This window comes from Prevotella jejuni (assembly GCF_900187995.1).
Lineage (GTDB): Bacteria > Bacteroidota > Bacteroidia > Bacteroidales > Bacteroidaceae > Prevotella > Prevotella jejuni.
This window is the reverse complement of record NZ_FZNZ01000011.1, coordinates 21,193-40,522: the sequence shown is the minus strand read 5'-3', so window position 1 is coordinate 40,522 and position 19,330 is coordinate 21,193. Positions and strand designations below refer to the sequence as shown.

Sequence of the window (19,330 nt, the reverse complement as noted above, 5' to 3'; positions counted from 1 at the left end):
AATAATCATTCAAGAAATGAAAAAGAAACTCATTTTTATTCAGCTCTGTATTGTATTGATTTTATTTTGTATAAATGTAAAAGGGCAGAATGCTTCTCTAAACAAAGCATTGGAAATCTCATACTATAATTTCTTAAGAACAGTACCTGACAGGTGGAAAGATAAATTTGACAGAAAAGATTTCTATCTCGTCAATAATTATAATCCATATGGTTTTAATGTTCAAAGAATAAAGGACTGGAATAATTTACACCTTAAGAACGGTAAACTTATAATAGGAAAGAATCTTGTCGGATATCCGCTTTTACAAATGATAGGCAGGGATACACTGCTAATAGAGATAGGGCAGATCTTTTGCAGACAAGATAAAATGTGGGCTTTTACAGACGGATATACATCACTCTTTAATGTGGATAATAAAACTTTTAAGGCAATAAAAATTTCTCAGAAAGACTTATACTACAAGCCTGAAAATGCTAAGAAGCAAGGAAAACTTATAGACTTTGACAGTATTTATGATAAGGCCGTTAATAGAGCGATTGGCTATTTGGGAAGATCGGGAGTCCCTCGGCATTTAATATATATAAATAAGGAATATTTTCCAAGTTGGTTTTTCAAAAACCAACAAGAGAATGTCATTGAAGGTTCTGAATATAAAAAATACATCAAAAAGAATTATTACATTATCGGTTGGCCTATTTTATTTATAAAAAAAGGAAATATAATCGTCAGGTTGCATTGTTCATACAAATCTGGTATAAGAAAGAAAATTATTTCAGAAGTCCAATATACATTTGACGAAAATAAAAATAAATGGACACTTCATAATGAAAATTCCACTACTATGTCTATTAAAATGAAATTAGTTGATGAGCATAGTAGCCGTGAGGACCTGCTATATAAAATCTACGGCAAGCAATACGATGAGGAGGGTGACTTGTAACTATGGTGTAAAATATAAGAAACCTGTAGTAAGTCTTTAGTATGTGGTAGATTCGTTGGCTGAGTAATATGCCACAATGGCTATATCGCTCAGTCGTACAGGGAATAATGCTGGAAGTGAAATTTATCAAAAACTTACGAGATGATGAATCTAAAAAAAATATTAAAGGAAGAAGCAACTTGGTATTTTTTGGCCTTAGCGGGGCTGTGGATACTACTCTATATGGGAGCGAATGTCATTATAGATACGTATTTCTATATGATATCATTAAACATTTTGATTTTTCTATTTTCTTATATAATACTTAGGATAAAGAAAAAAATGCATTACTACTCTTATGTTGTAGGCTGTGCGTTTTTTGCAGTTTGGTTAATCTTTTATAGTATATGCGATTTGAGAAGCAGAAGTTTGAAAGGTTATCTCACCAAACAACTCCCAGTATTGTATTATATTCCAACGGGTACTGCAGGAAGAGGGACAAGTAGTGGATTTAGAATAGAATGCAAAGGAAGTAAGCAAAAAATCTCAACAACTCAAGAATCAGATAGCCTGTATCAGATTTACGGGGACTCGATCATCAATCATGTCGTAGTACGATTTTTGCTAAAGGAACCTTTTCCTGATGTATATTATGTAGATAGCGTAGGAATAACTTACAAATAAGTTAGTTCTCTCAAAACATACTAATATGACGAACTAAACCGCTTAAATTTTGCTACAGGTATAGTTAAAAATGCCTTTTACTCTAATGAGATGACTTTTGGACTGATGGATAAGCCAATTTGTTAAGGTGTAGAAGGTGGACTCAGCATCGACAGCTAAGTCGTGAGGATAAGACAATCCGTTATACTTACAATGCTACAGGTTAGCGCATCGTGATGAGTTGCAGTATGATGGAGAGTGTATATCAATGCTATTGTTTGGTGCATTTCTCGCTGTAGGCTGACTTTAGTGCCTAATCATATCAATTCTGTAAGAACAAATATATAATGAAATAATAATTATAGTGTTATGAGTAAAGTATGTCTTTTATTACTTATTCTAAATGTCGTAGGGATGGTGAGTTGTATGGAACAGCCTCCGAAGCAATCTCGAAAACAACAGGGCCATCAAGAAAGACTTGTGAAGAGGGAGGTAGACTTGATAAAGAAAAATGACCACAAAATCAGAGAATATTATCGAGAACTTGCAGAAGTAGGACTTGATGGGGTCACGGTAATGCCTATAGACAAGAAAGTGGAGTATACGGATCTTGCAGTAGAATTGAATTTCGAAATCCTTAAAAGGATGGGATTCCAGCCTGTTAGCGATGTTGTGGCACAAAAGGCTCTCAAGAAGTATTATAATATAGATATATCTGAAAGAAATAACTCTCTGTTTAAAAAAGGACTTCGCAGATATGTAATTAAAGACGGGCTACCTCAAGAGCGTTTGGAACAGCGTAGGTCTATGGACGATGGAGCTACGGAAACCCTATTTTGCTTTTGGTATCGGAATATTTTTGTTCCTAAATACAACTATATTATATTCCATCCTATAATTGAAGGTGCTATCGATCTTGAAGGCTTTGATGACGAAGATGCTGATAATAATGTAGTCAAAAAGGGTAAATTATCTTACAGGACAGATGAAGAGCTTTTCTATAAAAATCAATTTATCTTCCACGACAGTAAGGCTGCACTCACTTGGCTTATGAATAATAACAGGAACTTCCTGCGTGATCTGTTCCTGGAATACGGCTATGACAAGTCAGATGTGATTAATAAGATGATGATAGATGAAGTGAAAGGGGAGGAAGAACTCCCTATAGGAAAAGAGTACAAGGAACTCTTTGTTTCAAAAGCTGTGGATGGAAGACTTCTCATTCATCAAGGACTGCTGCAGTATATGTTGAAACATGCTGATAGGAAGAATTTGTATTACTGTATGTTGGATGAATATTTATTTTCCTTGTTGGACTTGGAAAATGAACCAGAGTTCGACAACCTGACGAAGGAAGAAAGATACAAAGCCGGTGCATACATCGGGTATTATTATGGTCTGATGTATGAGAAATGTATAGGGACACCTTGTGATAATCAGGGTTTTGGATATGCCCTGTACTATCAGAAAGACTTTGTCCCATTCATCAAGAAGAATAATTACTTCCACTTGAAGGACTTTGATAAGATAATACAAAGGCACTATGACCGGTATCAGGAAGGAGTTGAGATAGAAAGACATCGTATGTCTGGTGAGTAGTATAATATTATGCTATTATTTAACTTTATATGGATAGCTTATCTCTAATGTCACTTTTTATGTCTATCGGTGGATGGAAAGAAGATCTCTATAAGGCATTTTTCTCATCAATGATAGTAAAGATTGCTATATGTAAGGTAAGGATGAATTATGAATTGATATAACAACCTATAGTAGAAAATTGGATGAAAGAACGCATATTTATAATATTTTGTTTGTTTGCATTGGTTGCTAACTTTTGTCAAGCACAGTCTTCTGGTTCCCACCATATAATGGTTGAGAATGAGTTTGTTAATACAGGATTAATGGAGTGTGAAGACAGTATGCAATCTCTCCTATTGGAAGAGTATGTGAAATCACATGGTTATAAGACACCAGACTATGACGTGTTCAAAGAAAAGTGTCTACAGTTATTTGGAATACGACTTCATCCGTCTGCACAAGTGTACAGCTTAGATATAAACAAGGATATTATATATTCAGTCAATGAGTTCGGCAGGTTTATTTTTACAGGCAATGAAAGTCTATTTTATCAGCCAGCATTAGACCATGAGCCGACTATGAGTGAGGCTCGAAAAGTTCTTTATACGAAAGAAAATGGCATAGCGGATATGTTCCTGGCATATAACAAATTACTTTTCAATGACAATCCCTCTTCTTTGTCTTATTTCTATAAAAACAAGGACAATGCGATAGATGTTGTCTTTGACCTAAATTATGAAAAGAATGACCAGCTTATCCGTCGTGCTATAGATTACGCTTGTCAAAATGGTTATATAGCCAATGATGTCAAGAATGTTTTGTTCTATAACAATCCATCAAGAGGATACAGGAAGAAATTAATTACCATGTTTTATCAGCAAGCGGTATCAAATAAAAGTTGTATGGAGGCTTTTGAAAACCTTGTTTATGCCTACTACAAGCATTATAAGCAAATCAACGTGGAGCAGAAAGTGAAAGATGAATGTTTGGTATGTTTGTTGGACTGTTTGAATAAATATGACGAAGCGCATCAAAGTAATATTCTCAAGGTAATGGATAAAAAAGCATACCAACATCTTTATAACTTTATGTTGGTTGACAAGGGAATTGCACAGAGGATAAGAAGAAATAATTATTATGGAAGAACTGCTTTGCGAGATATTGTTGAAGCAGCAATCCTGTTAAACTCCACGACAGATGATCGAACAGATTATTATATCGAAGATTCAGATGGTTATACTAATATACGTGAGTCTGGAAGCCCTAAAGCTAAGATAATAACTCGAATTAAATCGGGTAGTTTCGTTGATGTTATAAAGAAGAATGGGGAATGGTGGCAAGTAAAGACTGATAACGGTAAGGTTGGATATATCCACAAGAGTAGAATTAGATGTAATTAGTTTCTTCCTACATATCGGTTGAGATAGCCAATATCCTTTTATATTGTCTCTTATTATGCTTTTGTGTGTCATAAGATCTTTCTTACTAAAAATTAACTCACTACACTTAGCGGGCTATGCAAGTCGTTAAATGCCTCATTCCCTCATAGATTAGATTCTTGAAAAGATACAATTCGCAAAAATAGTAGATGTACATATTGAGTTAGCCGTCCTCTATATTAGACAATCTAAAGGTCTCTTTACGGAGTGTACATGACGTCTGGACGAAATGTACGAGGTGCTCGGAAAGTTTGTCCAAAGCCTCCGGACGATTTGTCCGAGGCCTCCGGACACATTGTCCGGGGCGTCCGGACAAATCTCTATTGGGCTAAATACTAACTTGAAAGGAAACAAAGATGATACTTACTTCGTATTTTTAGCTTTCCCCAAAATGTAGAGTGATGAAATTTATAAAACAACAGGAGAACTTATGTAAGTACTTGGAGGATTTTACATCTGCGAAACTTAGTACAACATCTCTTTGATTGTTCTGTATTTTTAGTAGACTACATGCTTTTTGTTGACTCTTCGTGTGTGTAAATAACTCCCTTCTCTTTCGTTATCAGAATGTGAAAGGTTACGTACGATATTGCGGTACACAAAGTCGCTGTTCGCTATTTTGGTTTTTCATTCAAGGCCAGTAACAAGATAAGGTGCACTTGCAGATAATGGATAGCCACATAATAGGACACCATTTATTCAGTAAACAGTAAAGGGCAACATTCCTTTTGTTGCTTCTGTGGAAGTTTTAGTTTTGGAAAATCGCTTCTAATTTTGCTGTCATATCTGTCATTATTATCATTGGTGTAACAATTTAATAATAAGTGATTTACGCTAAATGTTAAAACTGACAGCAAATGAAAATAAAAATAAGTTAGGGTGTAAATGATGTAATCGAACTATTATAAGTAATCAAACACATGTTAAACTACAATTGATGATTTGTTCGAATAATAAGATTAGATACATAATCCTAATAAAGAAAAATAGGGTTGTTTATAGGATTTATAACATTTTCTAATCATCATATTCTCATATAGTTATAAAGTATTTATTCTATAACAGCATAGGATTTATAAGAACTTTATTACTAAAAAAGATAGAAAAAGTTTGGTTAGTTCATAAAAAAGTAATACCTTTGCACTCGCAAAAACGAAATGAGCACCCTTAGCTCAGTTGGTAGAGCAACTGACTCTTAATCAGTGGGTCTAGGGTTCGAATCCCTAAGGGTGTACAAGAATTGATTTCTAACCCAGGTCTTTTCGTTTAGCATGCACCCTTAGCTCAGTTGGTAGAGCAACTGACTCTTAATCAGTGGGTCTAGGGTTCGAATCCCTAAGGGTGTACAAGAAGGATTTCCTCATATGAGGAAGTCCTTTTTCTTTTGTTTTTTTCTTATCTTTTCTACCGTATAATTCGATTATTTTGTGTAAGTTTGCACATTATGAAACGAACTCATTACAAATTATACATAATTGTTGCCCTTCTTTTGATAAGTACCACAATGTTGGCTTATAGTAGTGGGGTAGAGCTGATAAGTTATCCTGGAGGTAAGTGTTATATGTTTCGTGTAACATTAAAGGACAAGAATGGAACACCTTTTTCATTGGATAAACCTGATAGGTTCCTTTCAAAAGCTTCTATCCTTAGACGTGAACGTCAGGGATTGAAACTTGATTCAACGGATTTACCTGTATCTCCTGTCTATCTCCAGCAGATAAAGAAAAGAGGATGTAAAGTTGTTGCTATAAGCAAATGGAACAATTCTGTGCTTGTTCGTGGTGACAATCGACAGACGTTAGAAGACTTAAAGGTATTATCCTTTGTCAAAGATAGCAAGTTAGTGTTTACATCTCCAGATTCGATTCGTCCTTTTTCTCAGCGTGTACACTATAATTCAGTGCTTCAGACCCTTGACTCTTCTGCCCACGATTATTATGGTATGGGGAAAGAACAGATAGAGAACTTGAATGGAAGAAAATTACATAATCTTGGTTTCATGGGGCAAGGTATAACGATAGCAGTGCTCGATGCAGGGTTTATGAATGTTGATAAGATGCCTGCCTTTAAGAATTTAAGTCTTAAAGGAACGCGTAATTTTGTTGCAGGGTCTAAAGATGATGTTTTTAAGGAAATGGATCATGGGACAAAGACATTGTCTACTATCGCTATGAACCAACCCACTTTATTTGTTGGCACAGCTCCCAAGGCTGATTTTTGGCTGCTTCGCACGGAGGACTATCTAACGGAAAGTCCTGCAGAGGAAGATTATTGGATTGCTGCTGTCGAGTTTTCAGATTCTGTGGGGGTGGATATTATTAGTTCATCTCTGGGATATCATGGGTTTGATGATAAGACGCTGAACTATTGTTATTCTGATTTAAATGGAAAAACTGCGGCTATATCACAAGTTGCATCACGTTTAGCAGACAAGGGCATGATTCTTGTTAATAGTGCAGGAAACGATGGGATGGGAACATGGAAGAAAGTTAATGTTCCTGCCGATGCTTATAATATTCTCACAGTAGGTGCGGTTTCACCAGATAAGATAAATGCTCCTTTTTCTTCAATAGGTCCTACAGCTGATGGACGAATAAAGCCAGACGTGATGGCTTATGGTTGTCCGACAAATGTTGTATCGGGTAGGGGATATATTATTCCAGATAATGGTACATCTTTCGCTTGTCCACTCATTGCCGGAATGGTAGCCTGTCTGTGGCAGGCTGCGCCTAACAAATCAGCCTCAGAGATAATAAGTATAGTACGTCAAGCAGGAAGTAATTGTCAATCTCCAGATAATATTATGGGATATGGAATTCCTGACTTTTGGTTAGCATACCAGGCTGCTACTCGTTATAGTGAGAAGTAAAATAGTAGAAAAGAATCACAGAAAATGACTAAGACACTCTCACTTTTCGAATTGAACAGTCTTGTGGCAGATGTTATTAACACTACGATGTCACGTTCTTATTGGGTAGAAGCAGAACTATCTGAAGTCCGTGAGAATCGTGGCCATTGTTATATGGAGTTGATTGAAAAGAATGAGAATAGTAATGTTCCTATTGCACGGGCCTCTGCTAAATGCTGGAGTAATATCTGGTCTGCTATTAAACCTTATTTCATTCGTATCACAGGACAACAGATAAGAGCCGGGATGAAAGTAATGTTACAAGTTCATGCTCAGTTTCACCCTCAGTATGGTTTCTCCTGGATTGTAGATGATATTAACCCTGAATATACAATGGGCGATATGATGCGTAAGCGTCAAGAGATAATTCGTCAGTTGAAGGAAGAAGGAGTATATGATTTACAGAAGGAACTGAGTCTTCCATTGTTTGCGCAACGAATAGCTGTTATCTCTTCAGCAACAGCTGCTGGATATGGGGATTTTTGTAATCAGTTAGAGAATAATGAGTTGGGACTATATTTCCATGTAGAATTGTTCCCAGCAATCATGCAAGGTGATAATGTTGAAAGTAGTATTATTGCATCCTTGAATCATATAAATAATCGTGAAGAAGAATTTGATTGTGTTGTTATCATTCGAGGTGGTGGAGCAACTGCTGATCTTAGTGGTTTTGATACGTTAGGTCTTGCCGAAAATGTAGCTAATTTTCCATTACCCATCATTACAGGGATTGGGCATGAGCGTGATGAAAGCATCTTGGACATGGTTTCATATCAGCGTGTAAAGACACCAACAGCAGCCGCGGCCTATCTTATCGATCATCTTACTTCAACACTTATAAGAGTTGAGAGTGCCCAATCAACGATTATAGATTATGTAAAAAAAGCATTAGAAATAGAGAATATGCGCATTAAACATATTGGCGCTCAGATTCCCGTGTTGTTCTCTATCGTCCGAACAAAGCAAGAAGCACGACTTGAAAGTTTGTTTCAGTGTTTATTTACAGCGTCCAAAGAGCTTATGAAACAATCTGACTTTCTACTGCTCTCTTTACAACAACGGGTACAACCTGCAGTAAGAGGTCGGTTGTCTTCTGAGCATCATCGACTTGATGTACTTGAACATCGTGCTCGGTTGCTTGACCCTACTTTACTTTTAAAACGTGGGTATAGTATAACGTTACATAACGGTAAAGCTATTCATAATGCTAACGATTTAAAGATTGGTGATACGATAACTACTCTACTTGAAATAGGGCAGATAGAAAGTAAAGTTGAAAAACTATCTTAAAAGTTTATATGCAAATAGATATAATTTATAAATAAGGAATAATGAAAGATATTAAATACGAAGAAGCTGTTCGACAGTTAGAAAAGATTGTTGATAAGATGGAGAGTGGTGAACTTGATATTGATTCAATGGCTGCACAATTAAAAAAGGCACAAGAATTGGTAAAACTTTGTAAGGACAAACTAAAGCGCACAGATGCGGATATACAAAAGCTCTTGGAAAAGGAATAAGGTTGAGTTATTAATTATAAATTGACATATAAGTATATTTAACTTGTCAATTGGTTGTATGATAAAATAATTTTGTTTACTTTTGTATTTAATAATCATGAATAATAACTTAACACACAAGAATATGAAAAATATCGAATGGTCAAGTTTAACTTTTGGCTACATGGCAACAGATTATAATGTACGCTGTTACTATCGTAATGGTAAGTGGGGTGAAATTGAAGTCTCTTCAGATGAGTATCTAAAACTTCACATGGCTGCAACCTGTCTTCACTATGGCCAAGAGGCATTCGAGGGGTTAAAGGCTTATCGTTGTCCAGATGGTAAGGTACGTGTTTTTCGTGTAGAGGAGAATGCAGCACGTTTGCAGAATACAAGCCGTGGTATTGTAATGCCAGAAGTCCCAACAGACTTATTTGTTGAGATGGTAAAGAAAGTAGTCCGTCTCAACCAAGAATTTATCCCTCCTTACGAAAGTGGTGCCTCTCTTTATATTCGACCTCTTTTAATAGGAACTTCTGCTCAAGTAGGTGTACGTCCTGCCGAAGAATATTGTTTCTTAATCTTTGTTACTCCAGTTGGTCCATATTTTAAAGGTGGATTCTGTGCTAATCCTTATGTTATTGTTCGTGATGTAGACCGTGCAGCTCCGTTAGGAACAGGAATGTATAAAGTCGGTGGTAATTATGCTGCGTCATTGAGAGCCAACCGTCGTGCACATGAGCAAGGTTATGCGTCAGAGTTCTATCTTGATGCTAAGGAGAAAAAATATGTGGATGAATGTGGCGCAGCAAACTTCTTTGGTATAAAAAACAATACGTATATTACACCCAAATCATCCTCAATCTTACCTTCGATTACAAATAAAAGTTTGATGACGATTGCAGAAGATCTTGGTATTAAGGTAGAACGTCGGCCTATCTCTGAAGATGAGTTAGATAGCTTTGAAGAGGCTGGTGCTTGTGGTACGGCTGCTGTTATATCTCCGATTTCTCATCTGGATGACATGACAACTGGTAAGGTTTATAATTTTGGAGACAAGCCAGGACCATGGTCAACAAAGCTCTACGAAACACTTCGTGGCATTCAATATGGTACGATTGAAGATAAGCATGGTTGGACTATGGTTGTCATTGAGTAAGTTTACTTTAATACGAAAAGAAATCTTGTCAAGTTAAGAGACATAATTATCAAAAATTACATCAAAGTATCGATAAGCTTATTGCTTAGTGCTTTGATGTATATTTTTATGCAGGTAAAACACGTTATAAAGTCTTTGGGTAAAAGGAATTGATACTGTAGATAAATATTTATAAGTGAATTATTTGGAAAAATAACAATAAAGTAGTAATTTTGCAGTCGGAATTATGCTTGATGACTTTTTTATTAAGAATTAAGTTACATTTTAAATAATAATTGAAATGAATATATCAAAGAAAATGCAGGATGCGTTTAACGCACAGATTGCAGCAGAAATGTGGTCATCAAATCTTTATCTTCAAATGTCATGCTGGTTCCGTAAGGAAGGCTGGAAGGGTTTCTCAAGCTGGATGTATAAGCAGGCGGAAGAAGAAAGACAGCACGCAATGGATATGGCTCAGTTCGTTCTCCATCGTGGTGGTGAGGTACTCCTTACCAGTATAGATGCTGTTAAGACCAGTTGGACTGATGCTAAAGAGGTATTTATCGAGACATTAGCTCATGAGCGCAAAGTTACTGATCTTATCAATAAATTGGCTGACGTAGCTGATGAGGAGAAAGATCGTGCTTCACAGAATTTCATTGCGAAGTATATCGACGAGCAGGTTGAGGAAGAGAAGAATGTTCAAGATATCTTGGATTCTTTCTCTCACTTGGAAAGTCACGCTATTGCACATATCGATAGCAAACTTGAGCAAGCTCGATAAGAATGGAGAAAATAAAAATGTCAGGGCATTTAGCTCTGACATTTTTGTTTGTTTGTATTAGTTAAAACTTACGGATAAGATTATTCTTATCATATAGATTATTTATTTCCAACTATTTCTGATGTTGTTGGATGCTCTTTGGTATGAACTTTATCATATCTTTATTCAGATGAGTAACACTGATTTGCTGTCCATCCTTACTAAAAACAATTTTATAGAAACCTCCCGTTTTATCTTTCCGTTCGTAGGTGTAGGCAAATTTATTAATATTCCAACAAGTATCATGCTGTGCTGCAAGCTCTATTCTTTGGTAAAACGTCTTGTTAGGAATGGTGTCAAGTATTAGAGTTGCAGTATAGTTACCACTTGCAACAGTCTCCTCATCAGCTGCTAAACTGACAGAGTCGGGTATGAAAGGAGTAGTCTTAGCCACTTTGTATTTAGGGAAATGAATAGAAGTGATGTTGAATAAGTCTATATTCAGTTTCCCATTCTCAACTTGTGGAGTGAACTCCTTTGCGGCGACAGTATCCTCATCATTACTACCTTCAATTGTCTTACTCTTATGACAGGATGCAATGACAATAATAATAAGTACTATTACAAGCAATATTTTAGCTATATGTTTTGAAATACTATTCTTCTTTTCCATGTTGTTATAGTTTTTTGCAGAGAGGTTTTAATTTCTCTAATCTCTTTCTTGCAGTAGGATTGTTAGGACAGAGTCTAAGCGCCTTTTCATAGTTTGCTATGGCTGCATCCGTCATAGCTTCCTGTTCACATTCTTTTCCCATCATAACATATTCCACCGATAATTCTTTTAGGTATTTATCCTTTTCTGCCTGTTCTTTTTTCAGCGTCTCAATTTCATCTCGTAGCTGATTAATGATATTCAGTTTTCTCCTGATAAATCGTTTTGCTGCTGGACGTTCAATATCATATCGGCTATGAATAGCAAGGAAGAAGTTACGGAGGAAAGAATCAAAGTCGCCTTCGTTGAAAGCAGATATAGCGTCGTAGTACTCTTTATCTGCCTTACTCTGTTTAAGTGCTGTAGAGATAATATTATTATCATTATAGTGTTTGGCAAACTGTGTTACCTCACTTCTTACAAATACCTCATTCCTTCGAAGTGGTTCTTTTAATGTAATGCCCTCCAAACTTGTACACCGTGAAAGTGCAACGTATGCTTGTCCACCAGCAAAGACACCACCTGTGAAATCAATATTAACGTTCTTGAATGTAAGTCCTTGACTTTTGTGTACTGTAATAGCCCAAGCCAACTTAATAGGAAACTGTATATAAGTGCCAATCTGCTCTTCCTCAATTCGCTGTTCATCTTCATTAAATCGATATCTTATATTCTCCCACATCTCTCGTTGTACCTGTAGGTCGTTGCCTTCTTCGGTATGTATATATAGCATACCAGCTTCTTCGTCAATACCGATGATGATGCCTAAGGTCCCGTTTACCCATTGCTTTTCTACGTCGTTCTTAATGAACATAATATGAGCACCGACTTTAAGATTTAGTTCTATAGGAGTAGGTAGACTACTTTCAGGGAACTCTCCTTTAATTTCTCCCAAGAACATTACAGCGTCCCCATCAAGGCATTCAAGTCCTTCGTTGTTAATCCAGTCTACTGTATCTCGCTTGGTGGATAGTGTAATCATAAAATCCTCTTCAGTTTGTCCAGTATGTTTTAATTCTGCATCAACACGTTCATTAATCAGCTTAAAATCTATGTCAGTCGCTTGGTTGGTACGTATATGGTCAAGAATAGATATAAATAGAGGATCATTCTGACGATAGACCTTATTAAGTTCGATGCTTACAAGAGGATAATTCTGAAATACCTTAGCATCAAAGAAATAAGAACTTGGATAAAAAGGTTGTAAAAGTTTACGATCTTCTTCCTTTAGTACAGGCTCTAATTGATAGATATCTCCTACTAAGAGAAGTTGTTTTCCCCCAAAAGGTTCACGCATATTACGATTATATAGACGGAGAACCTTATCTATAAAGTCGATGATATCAGCTCTAACCATACTGATTTCATCAATAATAATCAATTCTACTTCTCGTAATAGTTTGCACTTGTCACTATTGTACTTCATCGTACTACGTAAGTTACGAGCGGAGTAACGTTTATCATTAGGTACAAGTGGATAGAAAGGAAGTTTAAAGAAGCTATGCAACGTACTTCCTCCTGCATTGATTGCAGCTATGCCTGTTGGGGCTAGAATAATATGTTTTTTCTTTGTTGTTGCTGCAATATAACGAAGAAATGTAGATTTTCCTGTTCCTGCTTTCCCCGTTAGAAATAAGCTATTATTGGTAAATTGAATAATCTGAAGTGCTTTCTGAAGTTCAGTATTATTCAAATCAATTGCATGTATATCGGTAATTGCTTTCTCCTTTGACATTGCTATCGATGTCTAATCAATCATATATATCCACAGAAAAGAAATTTTCTGTGGATATATAAAAGCTACTTCCGGCAGTTTGTTTATGACTTTTAGATAATCAGAAACATTTAATAGAATATATTGTTCTTGTTTCTTTATATTTCCATATCCTCACTGCGTGGCTTCTTCGCTTTCTTGATTATTTGTTGTGACTCATTATTATTGTTATTACCTTGTCGTTCAGGTGCCGGCTGAGGTACAGGCTCTAATATAAAGCCACCTTCATCGCTATTCTCATTTTCGTTGCTCGGCTCTTCTTCCTGATCTCTGTGACGTCTATGACCAGAAGATATATCTCGTAATGAGTCTGGTGTTGCACGACGAATGACTGAAGGCTGGCAATTATACATAGTAGGGTCTATATCTTCATCTGGGTCTAACTGCCATTTAGCATGATACTTTTGGAAAGTCTTATCCCGCATCAGACTATAGATAAATTCACCACAGATTGGTAGTGCCGTCTTAGACCCTTGTCCCAAGGCACCAGTTCGGAAATGGATAGAACGATATTCACCTCCTACCCATGCACCAACAACAAGTTTTGGACTAACAGCTATAAACCATGCGTCAGAATGGTTATTACTTGTTCCTGTCTTGCCTCCCCAATCGGTATCACCAAAGATATAATGACGCAAAGCCAGACTTGTACCGCCACCTTCGTTCACACCAGCTTTCAACATCTCCTGCATGAGGAATGCTGTCTTATAAGGTAATGCTTTCTCATGATCTTTGGGAGCAACATATACCTCATTCCCGTCCTTGTCTAAGATACGTGTTACAACTACTGGGACATGATGTTCACCATCATTAGCAACAGTGCTATAGGCATTTACTAACTCCAATAGATTAACGTCGCTGGATCCAAGTGCCAAAGAAGGTTCGTCATCTAACGGACTCTTTATACCCATCTCTTGTGCTGTTCGTATCACATTCTTAATACCCATCTCTTGGCCTACTCGTACAGCGATAGAGTTGATACTACGAGCAAAAGCACTCTTCAATGTGATTGAGTCGTTAGAGAATCTACCATTTGCATTGTGTGGTGTCCATGTCTTCATCTGGCCCGTCTTCTTATCGAGAACCTGCATACTGATATACTCATCACGACGTTTGTCACAAGGTGTTAATCCTTGATTAAATGCTTCTGAATAGACAAAGAGTTTGAAAGTAGAACCAGGTTGACGTTGTGCAACCACCTTATCATATTTCCAAGTCTTGAAGTCGATGTCACCCACCCAAGCTCTTACTGCGCCTGTCTCAGGTTCCATTGCAACCATAGCACAGTGCATAAACTTAACCATGTAACGGATAGAGTCCATTGAAGACATTTCTTTCTCTATCTGACCTTTCTCATAGTCGAAAAGTTTTACCTTGTGTGGTTTGTTCAGATAATAGAGAACGCTATCAGGCTGATTAGGATACTTCTGTAATAGTTTCTTATAGAATGGTTGACGTTCTGCAATCCCTTCAATGAACCCTGGAATCTCATTTCCTTGTGCATCGCGCCAAGGTTGCATACCTCGCCAATGGTTATTAAAATTCTGCTGTACCTTCTCCATTTGCTTTGTTGCAGCCTGTTCTGCATACTTTTGCATACGAGTGTCGATAGTAGTATATATTCTTAAGCCACTACTATAGAGGTCATAACCATTATCCTTCATCCAATCTTTGAAATATTCAGATATATATTCACGGAAATATTGTGCTTGTCCGTCATAATTTTCTTCGACGTGTATATCTAATTTCATTGGTAGTTTAGAGTATGTGGCATACTCATTACGTGGCAACACATTATGCGTAACCATATTATATAACACTGTATTACGACGTCGTATAGAATTCTTTGGATGTAATATAGGGCTATAGTAAGTTGTAGCTTTCAACATACCTACTAAGGTTGCAGCTTGATCAATAGACAATTTAGAAGGGCTTGTATTAAAATAAGTCTTTGCTGCTGTCTTAACACCGAATGAGTTGTTACCAAAGTCAACAGTATTAGCATACATTGTAAGAATCTCTTTCTTAGAATATATAAGCTCTAATTTAACAGCAATGATCCATTCCTTACTCTTCATGATGAGCATACGAAGACCTGGGACATGTCCCAACAAGCCTGAAGAATACTGCGTGCGGACACGAAACATATTCTTAGCTAACTGCTGTGTTATCGTTGAAGCACCTCGACCACCACCACGTGTTAAAGCGTCTTTGATGGCACCTCCGATACCCATAAAGTCAATTCCATGATGGCTATAGAAGCGTTCATCCTCTGTACTAATGAGTGCATTCCAAAAAGCTGGGTTAACTTCCTCATATTTCACGGGGGTTCTATTCTCCTTATAGAACCGACCTATTAAAACAGAATCAGCACTATAAATTTCAGATGCAGCGTATGTCGGTGGAGTCTTGATATCAATAAACCCTGGTGATTTACCAAACAACCACAAGAAATTAATGTCTACCATTCCCAAATAGAGGAAGATAGCGACAATAAACGATACTACTCCTACCGCTGTCTTGGTATACCAAGCACGCCCTTTATAAAGTTTAGCATACCAAGGAAAGAAATTTATAATCCCTCGGATGATACTTTTAATAAATTTGAAAATCTTCTTTACCATTTATTGTTATTCTTCATCATGAAAAGGCTTACCCGTTGATATCGTTCGTAAACGAGCTTCTTAGGGAGCCATGCTACCTCATACAAAGATAGCTATTTACTTGTATATGAAACTATTGTGCTGATATATTTTAAGATTTCTTCAACGTTATCTGGGTTGAACCATTGAAAGTCATCATCTTTCTTATACCATGTAAGTTGTTTCCGAGCATATTTACGTGTATTACTTTGAATCTTAAATATGGCTTCATCAAGTGTTGTTAATCCATCAAGATATTCAAACATCTCCTTATATCCGACCGTATTAAGTGAGTTAAGCGTCCTTTTAGGATAGACACGTAATGCTTCTTCTATCATCCCCTCTTCAATCATGTTCAGAACTCGTTGATTGATTCTGTCGTAGAGCTCATTCCTATCCCGGTTTAGTCCAATCTTAATAATATTAAATGGACGTTCCTTTGTTGTGTTTGACCGAAAGGAAGTGTATGTCTTCCCCGTTTGGATACATATCTCAAGTGCATGGAGGACACGTCGTGGATTTTTCCTATCTACAATTTCCCAATGCTCTGGATCAAGTTTCCTCAATAAGTTACACATCTCTTCCAACCCTTCAAGCTCTAAGCGTCGCATCATCTCTTCACGTATCTCGGGTCGGATTGTTGGTATATCATCAATCCCTTTACATACAGCATCAATATACATCATCGATCCACCTGATAGTAGAGAGATAGAGGTGTCTTGGCTATTAATGAGATTTAATACATCTTGCTCGTATAAACTTGCTGAATAATAATCTTCTAAGTGATGATTACCAACAAAATAGTGCGGTACACGTCGTTGTTGTTGAGCTGTTGGTGCAGCTGTCCCTATAGGTATTTCTGAAAATATCTGTCGAGAATCAGCATTGATAACAGGCACATTAAAATGTTCTGCGATAAGCAGTGTAGCTTCTGTTTTACCAACTCCTGTCGGTCCAGTAATTATTATTAGTGTCTTATTTTTCAAGCTGATAAATAATTATAACAGACTTCCACTACACTTTTACATCGTATGGATATGTTTTATACACTTGTTACCAAACACATATTCTCTCTCTTAAAAGAGAAAGGGGGAGAACTATTATCTTATAATTCCACGTTCTGATGCTTCAACAAAGTCGATGATATATTGTATCTCTGGAGTGAGTTGTAATTCGCTTTTAATTCTCTGAATGTTCTCAGCACGCGTGCCCGTACCATAAAGGATACGATAAGCATTGTGGATAAGTTCGATGAGTTCATTTGAGAAACCACGGCGACGAAGTCCTATAAGATTGATACCCATATAGCGTGCAGGCTCTTTACCTACAATAATATATGGTGGTATATCCATAGAGAAACGACTTCCACCCTGTACCATAACGTATCCACCGATATGGCAGAACTGATGACAGAGAATATTTGCAGAGATGATTGCATTATCATCAACAGTTACCTCACCTGCAAATTTCGTCGCATTACCAATAATATCACCAGAGCCAATGACGCAATCATGAGCAACATGTACACATTCCATCAATAGGTTGTTGTTACCAACTTTAGTGACACCCTTTGAAGCTGTACCACGTGAGATAGTAACATTCTCACGGATAGAGTTATTATCACCAATCTCACAAATTGACTCCTCGTTCTTAAACTTTAAGTCCTGTGGTTTAGTAGATATACTGGCACCAGGGAAAATCTCGTTGTTATTGCCTAAGCGTGCGCCTATATGGATGGTCACACTATTTTGGAATACGTTATTGTCGCCGATAACCGTATTCTTATCGATATAACAGAACGGGCCAATTATATTGTTATCACCAAGTTTTGCCTCTGGATGAACAAAGGCTAATGGGCTTATCTGATTCATGATAATATAATCTTATAATTACTTGTTCTTAACAATCTGTGCTGTGAAAGTAGCTTCTGCTACTACATGTTCACCAACAAACATATAACCCTTCATTGAACTAATCCCATGACGTACAGGACCGAGCAGCTCAACACGGAACATGAGGGTATCACCTGGAACGACTTTTTGGCGAAACTTAACGTCATCAATCTTCAGGAAATAGGTTGACCAACGCTCAGGCTCTTCTACTTGAGAGAGTACTAAGAGGCCACCACACTGAGCCATCGCTTCTACCTGCAGCACACCTGGCATCACAGGTTCCTGTGGGAAATGTCCTTGGAAGAATGGTTCGTTGCTGGTTACATTCTTTATACCAATAATACTTGTTGAGCCCATTGCAATGACCTTATCAACCAACTGCATTGGATAGCGGTGTGGTAAGAGTTCACGGATACGGATATTATCCATTAACGGTTCTTCGTTTGGATCATAGATAGGAGCCTGCACCTCATGCTTGCGTATTTCTTTACGCATTAAGCGAGCAAACTTATTGTTCACAGTATGACCTGGGCGAGTAGCTATGATACGACCTTTAATAGGCTTACCAATCAAAGCCATGTCACCAATGATATCCAAAAGCTTATGACGTGTACACTCATTATCCCACTGTAATGGCTTATGCTGAATATAACCAATGTTATTCGCATCCATACGTGGAACCTTTAAGAGGTCGGCCAACTGGTCAAGTTTCTCTTGTGAAACCTGCTGCTCATAGATAACAATGGCATTATCCAAGTCACCACCTTTAATAAGGTTAGCCTGCAAGAGCGGCATAATGTCACGTACAAAAACGAAGGTACGTGCTGGCGCAATCTCGGTTGCGTAGGTGTTAATATCATCCAGCGTAGCAAACTGACTACTAATAAACTTAGAGTCAAAGTTACACATAGCAGTGATAGAGAATTGTTCGTCAGGGAGAATGGTAATGACAGAACCATTCTTGTCCTTAATCTCTATTTTCTTACGAATGATGTAGTAATCCTTTGGAGCATTCTGGTCAACGATACCTACCTCGTTGATTTTATCAACATACATCGTCGCAGAACCATCAAGGATAGGAAATTCAGGACCATTAATTTGTATCAGACAGTTATCAATACCCATTGCATAAAGGGCAGACATTCCATGTTCTATCGTACTAACACGTGCCTCACCCTTGGCCAATACAGTACCACGTTGAGTGTCGACAACATTCTCTGCAACAGCGTCGATGACAGGCTGTCCTTCAAGGTCAATTCTTTGTATCTTGTAGCCTGTATTTTCTGGGGCAGGGTTGAATGTTACAGTAAGACTCAATCCTGTATGAAGTCCCTTTCCGAAGAGGGAGAAACTTCCCTTTAATGTTTTCTGCTTAACTGTTTCCATGTATG

The 19,330-nt window shown here is 37.2% G+C and carries 15 protein-coding genes and 2 tRNA genes; 11 read left to right on the top strand and 6 right to left on the bottom strand.

Features of this window, described 5'->3' with window-relative positions; translation table 11 throughout:
- The first annotated feature begins 16 nt into the window (after positions 1-16).
- The 11 genes from CHB62_RS05435 to CHB62_RS05385 all read left to right on the top strand — a co-directional run bounded on the left by CHB62_RS05435 (position 17) and on the right by CHB62_RS05385 (position 10,940).
- Complete coding sequence (locus tag CHB62_RS05435; RefSeq protein WP_240616245.1) at positions 17-943, top strand: hypothetical protein; 927 nt, start codon at positions 17-19, stop codon at positions 941-943.
- A gap of 141 nt (positions 944-1,084) precedes the next feature.
- The gene (locus tag CHB62_RS05430; protein WP_089366007.1) at positions 1,085-1,606 is read left to right on the top strand and encodes a hypothetical protein; all 522 of its coding nucleotides are present in this window, start codon (positions 1,085-1,087) and stop codon (positions 1,604-1,606) included.
- 348 nt (positions 1,607-1,954) lie between these two features.
- Complete coding sequence (locus CHB62_RS05425; RefSeq protein ID WP_089366006.1) at positions 1,955-3,184, top strand: hypothetical protein; 1,230 nt, start codon at positions 1,955-1,957, stop codon at positions 3,182-3,184.
- A gap of 185 nt (positions 3,185-3,369) precedes the next feature.
- The gene (locus CHB62_RS05420; RefSeq protein WP_240616246.1) at positions 3,370-4,566 is read left to right on the top strand and encodes an SH3 domain-containing protein; all 1,197 of its coding nucleotides are present in this window, start codon (positions 3,370-3,372) and stop codon (positions 4,564-4,566) included.
- A gap of 1,200 nt (positions 4,567-5,766) precedes the next feature.
- A tRNA-Lys gene (locus tag CHB62_RS05415) sits at positions 5,767-5,839 on the top strand.
- A gap of 39 nt (positions 5,840-5,878) precedes the next feature.
- Positions 5,879-5,951, top strand: a tRNA-Lys gene (locus tag CHB62_RS05410).
- A 98-nt stretch (positions 5,952-6,049) separates the two neighbouring features.
- Positions 6,050-7,474, top strand: a complete 1,425-nt coding sequence (locus CHB62_RS05405) for a S8 family peptidase (RefSeq protein WP_089366005.1) — start codon at positions 6,050-6,052, stop codon at positions 7,472-7,474.
- A gap of 24 nt (positions 7,475-7,498) precedes the next feature.
- Positions 7,499-8,803: an exodeoxyribonuclease VII large subunit gene (xseA, locus tag CHB62_RS05400; RefSeq protein ID WP_089366004.1), complete on the top strand. Its 1,305-nt coding sequence runs from the start codon at positions 7,499-7,501 to the stop codon at positions 8,801-8,803.
- 41 nt (positions 8,804-8,844) lie between these two features.
- Positions 8,845-9,033 carry an exodeoxyribonuclease VII small subunit gene (gene xseB, locus CHB62_RS05395; protein WP_089366003.1) on the top strand — a complete coding sequence of 63 codons (189 nt, stop codon included), beginning with the start codon at positions 8,845-8,847 and terminating at the stop codon, positions 9,031-9,033.
- A 124-nt stretch (positions 9,034-9,157) separates the two neighbouring features.
- Positions 9,158-10,174 carry a branched-chain amino acid aminotransferase gene (locus tag CHB62_RS05390; RefSeq protein WP_240616247.1) on the top strand — a complete coding sequence of 339 codons (1,017 nt, stop codon included), beginning with the start codon at positions 9,158-9,160 and terminating at the stop codon, positions 10,172-10,174.
- Between the two features lie 280 nt (positions 10,175-10,454).
- Complete coding sequence (locus tag CHB62_RS05385) at positions 10,455-10,940, top strand: ferritin (RefSeq protein ID WP_009011198.1); 486 nt, start codon at positions 10,455-10,457, stop codon at positions 10,938-10,940.
- A gap of 112 nt (positions 10,941-11,052) precedes the next feature.
- Here the strand turns inward: CHB62_RS05385 and CHB62_RS05380 are convergent, their stop codons facing one another.
- From CHB62_RS05380 to CHB62_RS05355, 6 genes are all read right to left on the bottom strand, one after another.
- On the bottom strand, positions 11,053-11,592 hold the full coding sequence (locus CHB62_RS05380) for a hypothetical protein (protein ID WP_089366001.1): 540 nt from the start codon (positions 11,590-11,592) through the stop codon (positions 11,053-11,055).
- A gap of 4 nt (positions 11,593-11,596) precedes the next feature.
- Entirely contained in the window at positions 11,597-13,366 is a 1,770-nt protein-coding gene (locus CHB62_RS05375) for an ATP-dependent DNA helicase (RefSeq protein ID WP_089366000.1), read from the bottom strand.
- 137 nt (positions 13,367-13,503) lie between these two features.
- Complete coding sequence (locus CHB62_RS05370; RefSeq protein ID WP_089365999.1) at positions 13,504-16,029, bottom strand: transglycosylase domain-containing protein; 2,526 nt, start codon at positions 16,027-16,029, stop codon at positions 13,504-13,506.
- A gap of 92 nt (positions 16,030-16,121) precedes the next feature.
- Positions 16,122-17,033: a tRNA (adenosine(37)-N6)-dimethylallyltransferase MiaA gene (gene miaA / locus CHB62_RS05365; protein ID WP_089365998.1), complete on the bottom strand. Its 912-nt coding sequence runs from the start codon at positions 17,031-17,033 to the stop codon at positions 16,122-16,124.
- A 114-nt stretch (positions 17,034-17,147) separates the two neighbouring features.
- On the bottom strand, positions 17,148-17,918 hold the full coding sequence (gene lpxA, locus CHB62_RS05360; RefSeq protein WP_009011193.1) for an acyl-ACP--UDP-N-acetylglucosamine O-acyltransferase: 771 nt from the start codon (positions 17,916-17,918) through the stop codon (positions 17,148-17,150).
- An 18-nt stretch (positions 17,919-17,936) separates the two neighbouring features.
- Positions 17,937-19,325, bottom strand: a complete 1,389-nt coding sequence (locus CHB62_RS05355) for a bifunctional UDP-3-O-[3-hydroxymyristoyl] N-acetylglucosamine deacetylase/3-hydroxyacyl-ACP dehydratase (RefSeq protein ID WP_089365997.1) — start codon at positions 19,323-19,325, stop codon at positions 17,937-17,939.
- Between the last annotated feature and the right edge of the window lie 5 nt (positions 19,326-19,330).